A 16319-nucleotide genomic window follows, 5' to 3' on the forward strand; every position below is an offset into this window, starting at 1 on the left:
TGCTGCTGGCCACGCCGACCGACTGAGAAACGAGACGACGATGCAGATTCCGGCAACAGCGATGACGAGCAACCTGATGTGGACCCGCTCGGGCGTGGTCTGGGCGACGTGGCGGCTGCAGCCGCTCCCGTATGCCTACGCCACCGCGGCCGCAAAGCAGCTCGTCAAGGCGCACCACCAGGCGCTTTTCCAGGCCCACCGGGGCGAGGGGCTGCTGCTGGGGCTGTGCGCTGACCTGGACCCGGTGTCGATCGTGGAGCGGATGCTGGATGGGGTTCGCATCGACGAGTGCCCCGACTGGGCGCGCGAGGTCGAGCTGACCCTGGACGCGCTCGAGCAGATCCCGCTCGGAACGCGCGCGTTCTGGTTCTCGGTCCCGCTCGCGGCCGGTTCGATGAAGGCGCGCGCGATGTCGGCACTGCGCGCCGCCGACACCAAGCTGCGTGACACGCTGGCTCTTCCCCGTCAGCTGCCTACCGACTCCGAGATCGCCGCTGCTGCGCGGATGGCCAAGGAGATCGAGGTCCGCATCCCCGCCGCGTTCCAGCCGACCCGCGCAACGCCCGCCGAGCAGATCTGGATCGCCCTTCACTCGCAGCAGCGCGGCCTCTCCGCAGACCTCGCCGCCCCTGTCCCGCCTGCCGAGGGTACGGAGGACGGATTCGGCGCCGACGAGCTCGCGCACTTCCAGATGCCCTCCGCGATGCCAAACCCTTGGCTCGACGAGGGCGGGCAGAGTGACATCGCCCCCAAGTCCGGGCAGCAGTTCCTCCCGTTCAAGCGCCGCTACCTCAAGGTGCACAGCCCCTACGCGGACGAGACGTCGTCCTACCAGGTGGTGCAGGCCATGGTCGCCGCGCCCAAGGCCGGCTGGGTCTCGCCCGGCGTCGAGTGGATCTCACACGTCGACCAGTTCCCCCTCGACGTCGACTGGGGGATCCGTTTCACCGTCACCGGCGCCGACGAGGTCAAGCGTCGCAACAAGAAGGCCGAAACCGCCATCGAGGAGCAGTACAAGCATCAGGAGGGCACCGCGACGATCACCGGCGGCGGATCCGACCTCGGCGAGATCGCAGAGACGCTGGCCGCGTACCACGCCTCCCTCAACCGCTCCGACAAGGAGGTCGAGGTTCAGGCGACGGTGCTGTTCGCTGTGGGGGCAGATACCGCCGATCTCGCGAAGGCCAAGGGCCGATTCGTGGCAGACGAGTACAAGCGCGCCGACTTCCTCCTCGAGGCGCCCCTGGGCGGTCAGGAGGAGCTTTGGTGGGCGATGATCCCCGGCACGCCCACCGGGCGCATCGTCCGTGAGCTCACCCAGATCACGACCGGCCGGGAGTTCGCGACCGGAGTGCCGCTTTCCAGCAACGAGCTCGGAGACGAGAAGGGCGCCCGCTTCGGCGAGAACATCAGCACCGCACGCCACACCCCGATCCTCCGCGACGCGGACGGCAGTATCCAGGCCGACACCAGCGCCAGCTTCGGCGTGGTCGCCGAGCTCGGCGCCGGCAAGAGTGTGCTGCTCAAGGGAGACATGGGCGACACGGTCGACCGCAACGGCCGCGTCGTCGCGATCGACCGCACAGAGGCCAAGGAGTACGCGGTCTTCGCGCAGAGCCTCCGGCCGGACACCACGACGATCGTCGACCTGATGACCCCGGAGTACTCGCTGGACCCGCTGCGGGTGTTCGGCCCTCTCGTCGGCGCACGCATGGTGCAGTCGCTCTTCGCGGTGATGCTCGGCATCCGGGCTCGCGACTCCCGAGGCGTTGCCCTGTCCCGCCTCCTCGAGCCGGAGTACGTCGCCGCGCACGACATCACCAGCCTCGGTCGCCTGCGGGCACATCTCAAGACGATCTCCTCCGCGGAGAGCGATGAGCTGTCGGGCCTGATCAACCTGGTCGCGTCGAAGGACATCGGCGAGGTCCTCTTCAACGACGGGCTGACCGCTGTCGACCTGAAATCGCGTGCCCTGGTCTTCCTCACCCATGGGCTGTCGCTGCCGGACAAGACCGAGCTCGAGCACGCGCACCTGTTCGAGGAGATGCCCCTGGAAAAGATCTACGGCCGCGCGATGTACGCGATGCTCATGGGGATCTCCCGCGAGGTCTGCTTCATGAACCCCGGCGAGCTCGCCGGCGCCTACTTCGACGAATGCCACCACATCACCCAGTCACCCGAGGGTGAGCGCGACCTGCGCATCGGCATCCGCGATGGCCGCAAGCACCGCGCGTTCTTCGCCCTTGGCTCCCACGATCCCGCCGACTTCGGTGAGACCCAGACGCGCGGCCTGCTCAAGACCCGCTACGTGATGCGTCAGACCGACAAGGATCTGGCGCGCCGCGCGATCGAGTGGTTGACCGGCGAGCCTGCAGACCCGGCGATGGTCCAGGTGGTCACCGAGGATCTGTCGCCGCTCGGCCCGGACGGCAAGGTCGCCCCTGAGCGGCGCGGTGAGGGCCTGGTCCGTGACCAGCGCGGCCGGATCGGAAAGTTCCGCAAGACGCTCCCCGAGCGCCCCGACCGACGCGAAGCGGTGCTGTCGACTCCGTCTCTGGTGACGCCATGATCGGGTTCTACCGGCACACCTTCGAGACCCTGGGCGGCGCGTTCTGGCGGATCCGGTTCTGGGTGCATGATCACCCCCGGTGTAGCAAGGTCTTCGCCGTGATCCTGATCGACCTGTTCCTGGTCCTGTTCGGCAACACGTACTGGGCCTTCGCCGCTGACGGTGGCGGCTCGTCCCCGTTCATGCTCGGCGGCGACATCACCGACAGCGACGGCGTCCCCCTGACCAACTACACGGTGCTCCCGCTTGACCGCGGCGACGTGTTCACGATGGGGAAGTTCTTCATCTCCATGTGGATCGACCCGATCTGGACCGGGCATCTGGGTCTGGTGTCGTGGATGATCTGGTTCTGCGACTGGCTGCTCTCCTTCGAGTGGGTCGACATCGTCGCGGCACCGTTCGGTGCGCTGGCCGACCTCCTGCAGGACTTCCTCGGCGAGATCGCGTGGATCCCGTTCGCGCTGACGATCGCCGGCGGAGTCGCAGGCCTGGCGATCATGCTCGGCCGGCACTCCACCGGGTGGGCGGAGCTGTTCATCTCGGCGTGCTGCGCAGTGCTGGCAACCGGGCTGCTCGCCAACCCGATCGCCTCGCTCACCGCCGCCGGCGGCGCCTTCGACACCGCCCAGGAGTACGGCGGTCAGATCGCCGCCGTCGTCGTCACCGACGACATCAACAGCACGGAGCTCGACTCCGAGAACCTGCTGTCCGCTGCGGTCACATCGCAGCTGGTCGACATCTTCGTGAAGATCCCTGCGCAGACGATCGCGTTCGGCCACGCCCTCGAGGGGCAGTGCGCCACGACCTTCACCGACACGATGACCAGCTCGGCGCCTATCCAGACCGGCGGCAACGAGGTCCGCGACGCGGTCGGCGGCTGCGACGAGGAAGCGAAGACGTTCAACCAGAACCCCAACTTCGGCCAGGTGCTCACGGCTGTCACGATGACCCCCGGCGCGTTGACCCTGTTCATCCTCCCGATGGCATTCGCCGTGCTGTTCCTGGTCACGGTGCTCGGCTTCCTGATCTCCGCGATCAAGACCATGTGGAACGTCTACATCGGGATCCTCCCGGTCAACCGATACCCGCTTTGGAAGTCCCTCGCCGACACCTTCATGGGCCTGGTCGCGATCGTCTTCATGGCGGTCGTCATGGCTGCCGTTCTCAAGCTGACCGTCGCAGCAATCACCGGGCTCAGCAGCCTGGGGATCCCGCTCGTCGCGCAGATGACCTTCGCAACGCTGGTGATGATCGTGCTGCTGTTCCTGATCATCCGGGCGCGCCGGATCGCGAAGAAGACAGGCCAGTCGATCGCCGAGCAGCTCTCGCGGTACGGCATCGGCAAGGGTGGCCCGACGCAGCGCGACGGGGTCAAGACCGTCGCGGCGATGGGCGCCGTGTCGACGATCGCGGCCGCGGCTCTGCGCCGCCCTGACAACACGGTCGACGCGCGCTCCATCAACTTCGGCGCTGCGGCCGCGCAGGACATCGGCACAATGACCGCCACACGCCCGCCCGCGACGCCTATGCCGCCCTCTTCGCCATCCGGCGGCTCGTCGGGCCGTCCGGCGCTCCCGTCGCCGCAGAAGGGCCCTGGGGGCGGATCAGCGGCGGGTGCCGCCGCCAAGGCATCGAAGACGGCGGATCTGGTGTTCACGGCCGCGCGAATCGGTAAGGGCGCCGCAGCTGGCGGTCTTGCCGGCGCCGCCGGCGCCGCGGCGCTCGAGGTCGGTGGCCGGGTGGCGACCAAGGGGGCATCCAAGGCGGTCTCCGCGGCCGCGTCCGCCGGTAGCAGCACGCCACGAGCTGCCGGTGACCCGAAGGTGGTTCCGATGGTCGTCGACCCGGCGCCGACGTCGACGCGCACCCCGGACGGCCCGCGCCGCATCGTCGTGGACTCTTCGGGCATGGGGCACATCGAACGGCGCCCCTCCTCCTCCGGGGTCGTCGACATCACGTCGCTGCCACCGCGCGCCCCTCGATCCCCGCGCAGCGGTGAGATGCGTGCCCGGCTCGCGATCGCGCAGAAGTAGTCCGCATGTCCGCATCGGGAGTGCTCGAGCGCACCGCTGACGTCGCAGGCGCCGCCAGCGGTGGAGACGACGGGGACGGAGGCGGCTCGCGCAAGGTCATCCTCTGGGTGATCGCGCTCGTGCTGGTGCCGGTGGTGATCTTCGCCGGCTACACGATGTTCCTGATGATGGCGATCGCCGGCGCCTCCGGCGGCGGGTCGTCGCAGTGCACAGCGGGTTCGCTGACAACCGACAAGCTCGAGGTCCAGACCACCGGAGGATCGACCCGCACCCTCGGTGCGACCGAGCTCAGCCACGCGGCCACCATCCTCGCGGTCGCTCGATCCCTGGGTGTGTCCGCGCGAGGACAGCAGATCGCGATCATGACCGCGCTGCAGGAGTCCGGCCTGAAAATGTATGCCAACTCCTCGGTGCCCGAATCTCTCGACTACCCCCACGACGCGGTTGGCAGCGACCACGACTCGGTCAACTACTTCCAGCAGCGCGTGTCGGGCTGGGGCACCGTCGAGGATCTCATGGACCCCGTCTACGCCGCCAAGGCGTTCTTCGGCGGCGAGGAGGGCCCCAACGGCGGATCTCCTCGAGGACTGCTCGACATCCCCGGCTGGGAGGAGATGGGGCTGGGAGAGGCTGCGCAGACCGTGCAGGTCTCCGCGTACCCGACCGCCTACGACAAGTGGGAGCCCGCCGCTCAGCAGATCATCACCGCGGTCGGCGGGTCGGTCAGCTGCGACAGCAGCACCGTCGTCGGGCAGGCCGCATTCCCGCTCTCTCCGGGCTACCAGATGACGTCCGGCTACGGTCCCCGCGACATCTCGGTCCCTGGCGCCTCCTCGTGGCATGTTGCGATCGACCTGCAGCACTGGCCGAACCCGTGCGGCGACCCCGTCTACGCGATCCTGCCTGGCACGGTGACCCTCAGCAGCTCGCTGTGGCTGTCAATCAAACACCCCGATGGGTTCGTGGTCTCCTACCTGCACATGTACAAGAGCGAGCGCCTCGTCGACGTCGGGGACACCGTCACTGCCGGCCAGCAGATCGGTGCGGTCGGGAACGTGCCGCCCAGCGGAGGATGCCACCTGGACTTGCGCATCAACAAGAACGGGACGACCAACGCGGCCGTCGCCGCGCTGCGGGAAGCACCTGCTCTGGGTGCTCCCGCCCAGTACGCCGGCTTCGTGGACCCCGAAGAGTTCCTCCGCCTCTACGGCATCGAGATCTGCCCCACAGACGGCACCTGCCGGCGCCTCTAGCCCCCTGGAAACCCGCGCGATATCACGGTTTGCGCCCTACTGACGACCTGGAAACCGGCCTGTAGTGTGGGGATCAGCCCCGGCCCGAAACGGGGCCGAAGCCTCCCCCATTCAGACGGTGACTCGTGCCCTCAACAGATGTCAGCGCCACTGGCGACGCCGACCGACCCGCAGGGTCAGTCTCGGCCACCGGCTACCGCTCAATCGCGTACTTCCTCCCGGTTGCCCTGCACTCGCGGCTCAAGGCTGCGTGGTGGGCGACGAGAGACGAACCGGAGGGCGCGCCGGCGTTGGCCGGTCTCGTCGAGGTCGCGATCGGCCACGAGGCCGACCGTCTCGAGCAGCTCTACAACGAGGGCGTCCCGTTCCAAGCCGCGCCCACCCGCGCCCAGGGGGTCAACCCCAAGGGGGCTTCCGGGTACCGCCACCAGACCTACTACCTGCCGGTTGCCCTGCATGCGCGGCTCAAGGCTGCGTGGTGGGCGACGAAGGATAAGCCGGAGGGCGCCCCAGCGTTGGCCGGTCTCGTCGAGGTCGCCTTCGAGCGCGAAGCGAGCCATCTCGAGCAGCTCTACAACGAAGGCGTCCCGTTCCCGCCGGCGCCGGCCAAGGCACGGGGCATCAGTCGTGCCGCAGCGCAACGTCAAGGCGAGTGGCTCCGCGGCGAATGGGAGCGCCGGCGGCAGGCGCAGACCCCGCCCGACGCCACCGACGACTGACCTCACCCCGGCGAGCTCCGGGGTGTTGCAGGGAGTATGCGCCGCAGTATGCCGCCGATATGCGCCGCGATATTGCGCCATACCTGCGCGAGGGTTGCTGCTGGAAATATTTCCCAGGGGGAGGGGGTCAAGCTCGATTCGACAACCGTGCCTGCGGCAGAACGCCAATCGGGCTTGATCCTATCACCCGTGTCAAGCGCGGGTGTAGCGGAGGTATTGCGCTCATGCGCGCCGCGATGTGGCGCAATACCCGTTTCCAGTCCACCGTCTCGATCTCCTCGGGCTCACTCTGGCGTAGGGGACATCACGAGTGCGTCAGGGCACGCGGAGAATCCGCGATGTCCGCGAAGGAGCCGATCGCCGGCCTATACCTCGCAAGAGGGTCGTGAAGTACTCGGCCCGCTCAGGAGGCTCGAATGGCAACTCGTGTGGCATCACGTCCGCCGGCACGACCGCCCGCACCGGCAGCGGTGGCGTTGGGTGTTCTTCCCCGACGTCAGCTGACCGGGATCATCCCGGCGCTGCTGTGCATCGCTCTGGCGACGGCAGTGACGGGGCTGAACGCGGTGCGGCCGTTCACCGATCTGGTTCCGCTGCTGTGGGTCGTCGCGGTGCTGCTCGCCGCCGCCGCCGTCGTGTCCGGTGTGCGCACCTTCCAGCGTGAGGGTCGGATGGACCCGGCGATCGAGGCGGTGCTTCCACTGCTCGGCGCGGCGCAGCCGACGCGCGCGCTCGTCGAGCCGGTGAAGTGGACCCGCGGATGGGTGGGACTCCCGGAGCGCATCAAGATCCGATACGCCTCACACGTCGACGACACCGATCCTCGCTTCGTCGATCAGATCCTCGCCGGCCTGGCCCGCCGGCTCGGAGCGGAGTACCGGGTGCGCAAGCACAACTCGAGGCGCTGCGTGCTCGTCGTCGAGCTCGCCCCAGCCAGCGATCCGATCTCCCGCGAGCAGCAGCGCGCGATCGAGGTCGTCAAGCTGGTCATCGACCCGAGCGCGAACGTCTCTGTGAAGAGCGCCGAGGACGGATCGGTCTCGAAGATCGAGGTCAAGCACAACGTGGGGCCGAAGATGGCCATCGCCGCCCGACGCTCTCAGGTCGAGAAGGTGGTCTCTTCGATGCTTCCCGGCCGGTGGCGGGCGCACTGGGATCTCGAAGGCGACAAGATCACGTTCGAGGTCCGGCCGACGATGCCAGACATGGTCCTGCACGAAGTGGAGCCCGCAGCCGCGCTCACCCATGCCGCCTACAAGGCGTTCAGGATCCCGATCGGCCCCGACGAGGACGGCCAGATCCAGTCGTGGCATCCGGCGGTCTCTCCGCACTGCCTCGTCATCGGTGGCACCGGATCGGGCAAGACCAGCTTTCAGCACACGGTGCTCACCCACCTGGCGCACGCGCACTGGCGGGTGTGGGTACTCGATGGGAAGAGGATCGAGTTCGCCGGGTTCCGGGACTGGCCCAACGTCGAGCTCGTCGGCGCGCGCGTGGAGCACCAGGTGCGGATGCTGCATGCCGCGCACGAGCTCATGGAGGAGCGGTACTCGCAGCTCGAGAACGGCACGGCCCGTCTCGAGGACTTCGACCCGCTCGCCCTGATCATCGACGAGTACGCGACGTTCAAGGCGCGCGTGCAGCGGTGGTACAAGACGGTCAAGCCCAAGGGGGCGCCAGCGCAGGCTCCCGTCCTCGATCTGCTCTCCGACCTCGCCCGCCTGGCGCGATCCGCGAAGATCCACATCCTGCTGGGCCTGCAGCGTCCCGACGTCGAGTTCCTCGGCGGTGAGATGCGAGACAACTTCGGCGCCCGCGTCAGCTTCGGCCGTCTCTCTCCGCAGGGCGCCAACATGATGTGGGACAGCTTCGCGGTCGGTGTCGCGATCCCGCGCAACAAGCGCGGCCGTGGCGTCACCCTGAACGCCGAGTCCCTCCCCGTTGAGATCCAGGCGTTCTACACGCCGGATCCAGCGAAGCTCGACTCCACCGACAAGGGCGACTGGGATCACCTGGCGGCGCTGCGCCCCGAGGTCGCGGACTACGAGCGGATGATGGTGCGCGACCCGGAAGCGGAGCTCACCGACGATGGCGAGGGCGAGGAGATCGAGCCCGACTACTTCCAGTGGGCTTCGGCCGAGATCGTCCCGTGGGATCCCGCGGCCTCGTCGACGAGCAAGCACGAACCCCTCCGCCCCGCGAACGTCACTCCGCTGGACCCGCGCGAGCGAGTCAGGTTCGTCCCCGATGTCGACGACGAGACACCTGACGTCGACGCGGCCGCGGACGGCGACGGGTACGGCGAATCGCTCGAGGGGCCCGCGGTGGAGCTCGAGGTCGGAGATCTCCTGCTCGTCGACTCGGCCTTGGGCCTGTGGGCCGTGATCGAGGGTGTGGAGCCCGATGTCGTCGACGACGAGTACCTCGCGATCGAGTACCGCGACCTCGACAACGGCGAGGACGGGTTGCTGACGGTCTTCGACAACTCGGTGGTCAGCTACCGCCGACCCGAGGCTGCGTGATCGTGGCCGCCATGACGCTGCGGGCCACCTGGCCCCGAGAGAAGGGATGAGCCGGATGTCGAACCAGAGCGTGTCGGAAGACGACTGGATCTCGCTGCTGCTGATCGCCGTGCTCGTCCTGGCTAGCGGCGCCGTGTCGCTGGGGATGTTCCTCGATCCGCTGCGCGCGTGGATGCTGCAGTACCACTTGCTCGAGCAGGGCGATGCCGTGGCGATCGCTGTCGTCGACGGCGTTGGGCTCGGCTGGGGGCAGATCCTCGTCATTCTCGCGATCCTGATCGGTGCGATCGCGCTCATCGTGTGGCTCAAGCGCCGCGCGGCTGCCCGTGTCTGAGCTGTCCGCCATGCTCAGCAAACGAGACCCAGAAAGGAGGAGAGATCACCCATGACAACCACACTGACGAACGGCGACAAGTCGATCACGCTGTTCACGAAGCCATCGTGCGTGCAGTGCACCGCGACGTATCGCGCACTGGATGCGAAGGGCATCGACTACGACGTCGTCGACCTCAGCGAGGACGCCGCGGCGCTCGAGCAGGTCAAGTCGCTCGGCTATCTGCAGGCGCCGGTCGTCATCACGGATGAGGATCACTGGTCGGGCTTCCGTCCCGACAAGATCGACGAGCTCGCGCAGCGGCTCGCGTGACTGACAGCAGAGGCCCCGCCGGCAGCTCTTCGCCGGCGGGGCCTCTGCTCTGCTCGTCCGAGTGGGACATCATCTGTGCGGCATGTGCGCCGCTGCCCACCGCTGCAGCAGCTCCTCCCGGAGAGGCCTGTTCAGCTCGAGCATCCGCCGAACCCCGACCGGCGCTGCATCCGTCGGCGTGCCGACGTCGAGCGTGCGCAGCCCGAGATGCTCGCAGGCCCATGCTGCGAGCTCGTCGAGCTCCACAGTGACGGTGGCGGTGACGTCAACGCGCTGCTGCCACTGAACCTTGTAGGCGGGCATCGGACGCTCAATCAGGATTGCGGAAGAAGTCGATCACGAGCGCGATGGTGAGGGGGACGAGGATCACCGCTACAGCGGTGATGATGATGCGATCAAGGATCGGCGCGGCGAGGATCCCGAGCCACCCAGCGAGGACCGCGGCCGCGATGTACAGCAGCGCGATCGCGAGCCGGCGGAGCCAACGAGTCGTGGGCTCCGGGATCGTGCGGGGACGGGCGGCGATGGTCATGAGCTCGCCCCGCTCTGGCCGGCACGGTGCTCGCGGATATGCGTGTACGGGACGGTGCCACGGTGGCCGTAGGCGTCGACGATCGTGACGCTCTTCGGGTTTGTGCGCGTGACGGTGCACCAGCTACCGAAGTACTTGATCTGGTCCCCGACGTCGATGGTGTCCCTGCTGTGGTCGGTGGCGACACCGGTCGCGATCTGCTCGGCCCGGACCTCCTGCCAGTAGATGAGCTGATCATCGGTCGCGGCCAGCTCCCGCTCGAGCCGCTCGGCGTAGGCGCCGGTCGCTGCGACCGTGACCTCGACATACCCGCCGGGGAGGGTGCGTCGGGAACCGTCGAGACGTCGACGGATCCCGGCAAGGTCTGCACGGAGCTTCTCGATCCGGTTCGCCACAGTGATCGGCGCGTACCGCGCATCGTTCGACGCGGCCGCGATGTCGGCACGCACCTGGGCGCGCCGTGCCTCCGCGTCGGCGTCGATCGAGCGGCGGATCGCCGCGTCCGCCTTCGCGATCGCTCGGCGGTGGCCGGCCTCCGAGTGGTGTCCGACCTTGATGGGCTCGCCACCTTCAGGGAGACGTCGCAGCGCGCGTGCTGCGCGCTCCGCCTCCTCTGTGGCGTCCTGTTGGCGCCGAGCGGCGCGCTCCGACAGTGCGGCAGCGCGGTCGTCCCTGCGGTCGACCAGGTCAGCCTCGACGACGGCCGCAGCCCGGCGTTCATAGTCGATCGAAATCTCGACAACGAACCCGGCAGAGGTGAGCTGCTCGGCGGTGCGGTTGATGATCGCGGTCTTCGGTTCGCGGTCGCGGGAGTGGGGGATGTACCAGGATCCGAGCGCCCGGCTCCACCGCCAGCCGTTGGCCTTGAGAGCATCGGCCGTGCCGTCGCCCCGGCTGGTCCCTTCGATGAGGGTGCCTTCCGCGGCAGCGTGGATGATCGTGAGCGTCATGGCCGGCTCCCTTCCCGCGCGGCCGCGTCGTGGGCGAGCGGGTGACGGAACCCGATCTCCCGTTCCCAGACCTCCGCGGCGCGGTGCAGGCCCTCGTACTCCTTCACGCCCAGGTGGTCGGGGGAGTCGACGAGCGTCCGGTGGGCGAACCGACGTGCGATCGCGTCGCCGAGGCGTTCGACGAGGTCACGCGCAGGGGACTGATCCCATCCGGGGTGGTGGCAGGAGACTTCGGCGAGTAAGAGACGGCTGCGCTCGATCTGCAACGCCTGCTCGTCATCGGCCATGGGGACGATCTCGGCGACCGGCTGCCATTCGTAGCGCGGTGCGGCGATGTGCTGCTTGATCGCGTAGCTGACGCTCGCGTAGTTCTCGTCCCAGAGGCTCTGACCCATCCGGTCGGCGTTCTCCGCGAGCTCGCGCGGAGTGTTGCTGCGGTAGGCGGGCGTGGAAATGTAGGCGGCGGTGACCAGCAGGTCGATGGTGTCGCGGTTCACGGGAAACGCGCGCATGATGAGACCCCCTCGGTAGGTGGTGAATGTGACATTCACTACCCTAGGGCCGGTAGTCACCCATGTCAATGCATGATGATGATGATGCCGCCGCAGCATCCCCAGCCACGCCGTGGGCAGGGTGGGTGGTATGAGGCGAGAGGGGCCTGGGCGGATACCGTTGGGATCGTGCCGAAGTCACTGTCGATGAATGAGATCCGAGCCCGCGCTGCGCAATTCACCCGCGATTGGCAGGATGAGCCCGGCGACGAGCGACAGCAAGCGCAATCTTTCGTTCGGGATCTGCTCGGCGTGTACGGGATCACCCAGACCCGCGCGGCGTTCTACGAGAAGCGCGTCAAGCGCTCATCGACCGGCTCGCGCGGATACATCGACGCGCTGATCCCTGGTCTCGCACTTATCGAGATGAAGTCGGCCGGCAAAGATCTCGTTGCGGCCGAGCAGCAGGCGCTCGACTACATCGACGACCTTCCCGACCCGGAGGTTCCTCGGTGGGTCATCACGAGCGACTTCCGCCGGTTCCGCCTGCTCGACCTTCACGCTGAGAGCGAGGGCGTGCAGGAGTTCACCCTGACCCAGATGCGGGATCGTGCCGACGCGCTGGCGTTCCTCGCCGGGTACGGTGAGCGCACCTTCGGATCGAAGGCGCAGGAGTCGGCGTCAATCAAAGCGGCGAAGCTGATGGCGTCCCTCTACGAGGCTCTCGAGGGGTCTGGGTACGACGATCACGAGGCGTCGGTGTTCCTGGTGCGCACCTTGTTCGCCCTCTACGCTGATGACGCCGGAGTGTGGGATCGCGATCTGTTCCTCGAGTTCCTCGAGACCCGCACCGCGACGGATGGTTCCGACCTCGGGCCTCAGCTGTCGTTGTTGTACCAGGTCATGGGGCGCGAGCCGTCTCGTCGGCAGTCGAACCTCGACGAGCTAATCTCGCGGTTCCCCTACGTCAACGGCGGGGTCTTTGAGGAATCGGTGTCGATCCCGTCGTTCGATGCCGGCATGCGTGACCGGCTGATCTCGGCGGCGATGTTCAACTGGTCTGCGATCTCGCCGGCCATCTTCGGCAGCCTCTTCCAGGCTGTCAAAGACAAGGCAGCTCGGCGTGAGCTCGGTGAACACTACACAACCGAGACCAACATCATGAAGGTCATCGGCCCGATGTTCCTCGATGAACTGCGGCAGCGGTTCACGGACGGATATCACGACACCGCCAAGCTCAAGAAGTTGCGTGCCGACATGGGGCTGATGCGGTTCCTGGATCCAGCGTGCGGCTGCGGCAACTTTCTGGTGGTCGGTTACCGGCAGATGCGAGCACTCGATCTTGAGGTTCTGCTGCGGATCCAGGAGTTGTCCGGCGAGACGGCCCGCACGATGTTCTTCACCGAGGAGCACCTGGCCGTGCGGCTATCGAGCTTCCACGGGATTGAGCTCGAGGAATGGCCTGCCCAGATCGCAGCGACGGCACTGCACCTGGTGGAGCACCAGGCGAACCAGGCGATGGAGCTGGCGCTAGGATCTGCGCCCGATCCGCTGCCACTGGACAAGATCAAGAGCATCGTCGTCGGCAACGCGCTGCGCGTCGATTGGGCAACCGTCCTAGGACCGACCGAGCACCTGTACATCATGGGAAACCCACCCTTCCTCGGCCACGCCACCCGCTCGTCAGAGCAAGCGCAGGAACTGCGCGACGTGTGGCGGCGGGACGACATTGGGCGGCTGGACTACGTCACCGGCTGGTATGCGAAGGCGCTCGAGTTGCTCGGCCGTCCCGGCTACCGGGGCGAGTTCGCCTTCGTCTCGACGAACTCGATCGCGCAGGGGGAGCCTGTGCCGGCGCTCTTCGGCCCTGTGTTCGCCGCAGGGTGGCGAGTCAAGTTCGCACATCGGACATTCGCCTGGTCCAGTGAGGCGCCCGGTGCCGCGGCAGTGCATTGTTCGGTGATCGGATTCGACCGGCCGTCGAGGAAGAGGGCGCGGCTGTTTGACTACTCCGGAAACCTCAAAGGCGAGCCCGTCGAGATCCCCGTGGTGGATCAGCTCAACGGCTACCTGGTGGACGGCCCGATTGTCCTGGTCGATCAGCGCCGAAGCCCACTGGCCTCGGCGCTTCCTCCAATGGTGTTCGGGAACATGGCTCGTGACGACGGCAACCTCCTGATCGAGCCAGGCGACTACGCGGAGGTCATGGCGGATCCGATCGCCGCGAAGTACGTCCGACCGTTCGTCGGCGCCCGGCAGCTCATCCACAACGAGCCCCGGTGGTGTCTGTGGCTCGTCGATCTGGACCCCAGCGACATTGCCCGCTCACCGATACTCCGCCGGCGGCTGGATGCCGTGCGCCAGTTCCGCGCAGCATCGAGGGCCGAGTCCACTCGGCAGATGGCGGAAACGCCGCACCTATTCGGTCAAAGGTCGCAGCCCGACACGCCCTATGTCTGCGTGCCGCGGCATGCGAGCGAGACCCGCAAGTTCTTCCCGACAGCCCTGTTCACCCCGGATGTGATCTGCGGTGACGCCAACTTCAAAGCAGATGACCCGGACGGCCTCGCGTTCGCAGTGATCTCGTCTTCGGCATTCATCACCTGGCAGCGCACCATCGGAGGCCGCCTCGAGTCTCGTCTGCGCTTCTCGAGCACCCTGACGTGGAACACCTTCCCGCTGCCTGCCATCACCGATTCACAGCGTGCCGCGATCATCGCCGGCGGCCGAGCCGTTCTGGATGCGAGAGCGCTACGCCCAGAACGCTCGCTCGCAGACCACTACAACCCCCTGGCGATGTCGCCCGAGCTGCTCCGTGCCCACCGCGAACTCGACGCTGCTGTCGACAAGACTCTGGGGCTGCGTGGAGCAGCAACGGAAGCTGACCGGTTGCGAGCGCTGTTCGCCAGCTTCGCGAAGCTCACTACAGCGAATGAGCTCGCGATGCCGAAGAAGCGTCCCCGTAAGGCGAGAGCCGTGAGCGCGGCGTCGTGAACTGGCCGTACCCGACCGTCCCCGTCGACGGGATCGCGACGGTTGATGAGGACGGCGAAAATCAGGTCTGCGCTTGCGGCAATGATTCGGCTACCCAGGATTGGCGAAGTGCCGATCGTCACGGGTGCCTTACCTTCGATGCGGCGGGTTCGTCCGATCCGAACGAGTTCGCGGTGTGCCCGGTGTGCGGCCGCGTGTATCCCAACGCTGCGCTGTTCCGGGGTGCCGCGGCGGCTGTCGCCCGCTATGAGATCACGAGCGCCAAGGTCGTTGCTGCGCTACAACGGTATGACCACGATGCCTACGGATCCGGCGCGCCGTTGACGAGCTGACGGCAGCGGCTCAGCGCGCGGTTGTCAGTGCGTCAGCATAAGGTTCGCTGTTGTGGTGCAGCACTGGTCTCCGATGTCTCAGCTGCAGGCGTCACCGGAGCCGGGGATCTGGTACGTGTTCGATCACAGTAAGCGGATCGCGATTATCCGCCATGTCGAGATCCGCGGCCGCAGGCTGTTGCGGTCGGTGACGTTTGATCGAGATCCCGATCGGCGAGTGTTGATCGGCTACTTCCCGGACGATGCGATGCGTCTCGCGGTTGAGTGCACCTGGTCTGAGTATGTGAGGGCGACCGGCCCTCCGGTTAGTAATCGTCGATGATCGCGTGCCGCCGGGGCAAGAGAAACGGCACCCGGCCGGAGCGTGGAAATTGTCACATTCACCAACGATCCAACTGAGGAGGAGCCATCGCCCCGAGGGGCGGGAGGGAACCTGCTCAACAGCCGGGTGCCGCGCCTTAGTGTACCGCGCGGGGCGGTCAGAGCGGGGGGGATTGCAGGAGCTCGTCCGCGACTCTGTCGAGCAGCTGCGGGGTGAGCTGTTCGTGCCGGCCGGCGCGCTTGATGGCGTCGATCGTCGCGAGGATCGTGGTGTGCGCGTCCGGTGCGGCCGGGATGGTCTTCTGTGCCCGGCGGATGCGGGCGCTGAGCTCGAGGATCGCGGCTTCGTCTCGCTCGTTGTTCGCGTAGCCGGCGGCAAGCTCGAGCGCCTGGTGCAGCAGGCGGATCTCGGCGGTGGTCAACGGCGTGGTCATCGTGTCCTCATGTTCAGGAGCTCGGCGGTCAGTTGGGCAAAGCGCGCGTCGACGTCGCGCGGGTCGGCAAGGTCGGCGTCAGGAGCGATGGGGCGGGCGTCGTAGAAGTGGTGACGGATGACGCGGCCGCGGTCGTCGACGAAACCTGCTCCCTCACCCTCGATCGGTTCGAGGAGGGTGACGACGTCGACCGTGAGCTCTCGTGCAGTGCCGCGTTCCCTGATGAGGGTGCGGTCTCCGATGTGCAGCGCGGGCCACGGGGCGAGCTCGGGGTCGGTCATGGGACTTCCTTCCGTGCGGCGGGGGATGGGCGACGCAGTCGTCGAGCGGACTTGGGGATGGGTTCGTTGCGGGGCAGCTTGGCGAGGAGCCAGTCGTCCCGGACGGCTATGGCGGCGGCGAAGCACGTCATGAGTGTGGGGTGGTGGTGGTTGGCGCATCCGGCGCGGGTCTGGCATCCGAGGTCGTAGCCCTCGGGGCTGCCGTGGACGATCCTCTTGGCGACCTCGTCGGATAGCATCGC

At 67.3% G+C, this 16319-nt stretch carries 16 protein-coding genes; 9 read left to right on the top strand and 7 right to left on the bottom strand.

The window, feature by feature from the left end; all coding sequences use genetic code 11:
* Positions 1-40 precede the first annotated feature (40 nt).
* The 7 genes from AB1285_RS21775 (at position 41) to nrdH (ending at position 9742) form a co-directional block, all read left to right on the top strand.
* Entirely contained in the window at positions 41-2569 is a 2529-nt protein-coding gene (locus tag AB1285_RS21775; RefSeq protein ID WP_251448523.1) for an ATP-binding protein, read from the top strand.
* Entirely contained in the window at positions 2566-4602 is a 2037-nt protein-coding gene (locus AB1285_RS21780) for a hypothetical protein (protein ID WP_251448528.1), read from the top strand. Before AB1285_RS21775 ends, AB1285_RS21780 begins: the two co-directional genes overlap by 4 nt.
* Positions 4603-4607: 5 nt before the next feature.
* Positions 4608-5855 carry a M23 family metallopeptidase gene (locus AB1285_RS21785; RefSeq protein ID WP_251448531.1) on the top strand — a complete coding sequence of 416 codons (1248 nt, stop codon included), beginning with the start codon at positions 4608-4610 and terminating at the stop codon, positions 5853-5855.
* Positions 5856-5980: 125 nt separating this feature from the next.
* Positions 5981-6574, top strand: a complete 594-nt coding sequence (locus AB1285_RS21790) for a hypothetical protein (RefSeq protein WP_193599394.1) — start codon at positions 5981-5983, stop codon at positions 6572-6574.
* Positions 6575-6990: 416 nt separating this feature from the next.
* Positions 6991-9096 carry an FtsK/SpoIIIE domain-containing protein gene (locus tag AB1285_RS21795; protein WP_193599293.1) on the top strand — a complete coding sequence of 702 codons (2106 nt, stop codon included), beginning with the start codon at positions 6991-6993 and terminating at the stop codon, positions 9094-9096.
* Between the two features lie 55 nt (positions 9097-9151).
* Positions 9152-9430: a hypothetical protein gene (locus AB1285_RS21800; RefSeq protein WP_193599294.1), complete on the top strand. Its 279-nt coding sequence runs from the start codon at positions 9152-9154 to the stop codon at positions 9428-9430.
* Positions 9431-9481: 51 nt separating this feature from the next.
* Positions 9482-9742: a glutaredoxin-like protein NrdH gene (nrdH, locus tag AB1285_RS21805; protein ID WP_193599295.1), complete on the top strand. Its 261-nt coding sequence runs from the start codon at positions 9482-9484 to the stop codon at positions 9740-9742.
* A gap of 69 nt (positions 9743-9811) precedes the next feature.
* Here the strand turns inward: nrdH and AB1285_RS21810 are convergent, their stop codons facing one another.
* Genes AB1285_RS21810 through AB1285_RS21825 form a run of 4 tightly spaced genes read right to left on the bottom strand, consistent with a single transcriptional unit; the run spans position 9812 to position 11736 of the window.
* The gene (locus tag AB1285_RS21810; RefSeq protein ID WP_251448537.1) at positions 9812-10045 is read right to left on the bottom strand and encodes a hypothetical protein; all 234 of its coding nucleotides are present in this window, start codon (positions 10043-10045) and stop codon (positions 9812-9814) included.
* A 7-nt stretch (positions 10046-10052) separates the two neighbouring features.
* On the bottom strand, positions 10053-10274 hold the full coding sequence (locus AB1285_RS21815) for a hypothetical protein (RefSeq protein WP_251448539.1): 222 nt from the start codon (positions 10272-10274) through the stop codon (positions 10053-10055).
* Positions 10271-11224, bottom strand: coding sequence for a DUF3560 domain-containing protein (locus AB1285_RS21820; RefSeq protein WP_251448541.1), 954 nt, complete (start codon positions 11222-11224; stop codon positions 10271-10273). Before AB1285_RS21820 ends, AB1285_RS21815 begins: the two co-directional genes overlap by 4 nt.
* Positions 11221-11736, bottom strand: a complete 516-nt coding sequence (locus tag AB1285_RS21825; protein ID WP_193599299.1) for a hypothetical protein — start codon at positions 11734-11736, stop codon at positions 11221-11223. Before AB1285_RS21825 ends, AB1285_RS21820 begins: the two co-directional genes overlap by 4 nt.
* Before the next feature lie 168 nt (positions 11737-11904).
* Between AB1285_RS21825 and AB1285_RS21830 the strand changes: the two genes are divergently transcribed.
* Positions 11905-14709 (top strand): DNA methyltransferase, encoded by a 2805-nt coding sequence (locus AB1285_RS21830; RefSeq protein WP_251448543.1) that lies wholly within the window; start codon positions 11905-11907, stop codon positions 14707-14709.
* A complete protein-coding gene (locus AB1285_RS21835) occupies positions 14706-15041 on the top strand; it encodes a hypothetical protein (protein ID WP_251448546.1) in 336 nt (111 codons plus the stop codon). Before AB1285_RS21830 ends, AB1285_RS21835 begins: the two co-directional genes overlap by 4 nt.
* Positions 15042-15520: 479 nt before the next feature.
* Here AB1285_RS21835 and AB1285_RS21840 read toward each other — a convergent pair whose 3' ends face one another.
* Genes AB1285_RS21840 through AB1285_RS21850 form a run of 3 tightly spaced genes read right to left on the bottom strand, consistent with a single transcriptional unit; the run spans position 15521 to position 16316 of the window.
* Positions 15521-15796, bottom strand: a complete 276-nt coding sequence (locus AB1285_RS21840; RefSeq protein ID WP_251448548.1) for a hypothetical protein — start codon at positions 15794-15796, stop codon at positions 15521-15523.
* Positions 15793-16077 (bottom strand): hypothetical protein, encoded by a 285-nt coding sequence (locus AB1285_RS21845; protein WP_251448551.1) that lies wholly within the window; start codon positions 16075-16077, stop codon positions 15793-15795. The genes AB1285_RS21840 and AB1285_RS21845 overlap by 4 nt, the downstream gene beginning before the upstream one ends.
* Positions 16074-16316, bottom strand: a complete 243-nt coding sequence (locus tag AB1285_RS21850; RefSeq protein WP_370428834.1) for a hypothetical protein — start codon at positions 16314-16316, stop codon at positions 16074-16076. The genes AB1285_RS21845 and AB1285_RS21850 overlap by 4 nt, the downstream gene beginning before the upstream one ends.
* Between the last annotated feature and the right edge of the window lie 3 nt (positions 16317-16319).

The organism is Microbacterium sp. NRRL B-14842 (assembly GCF_050470785.1).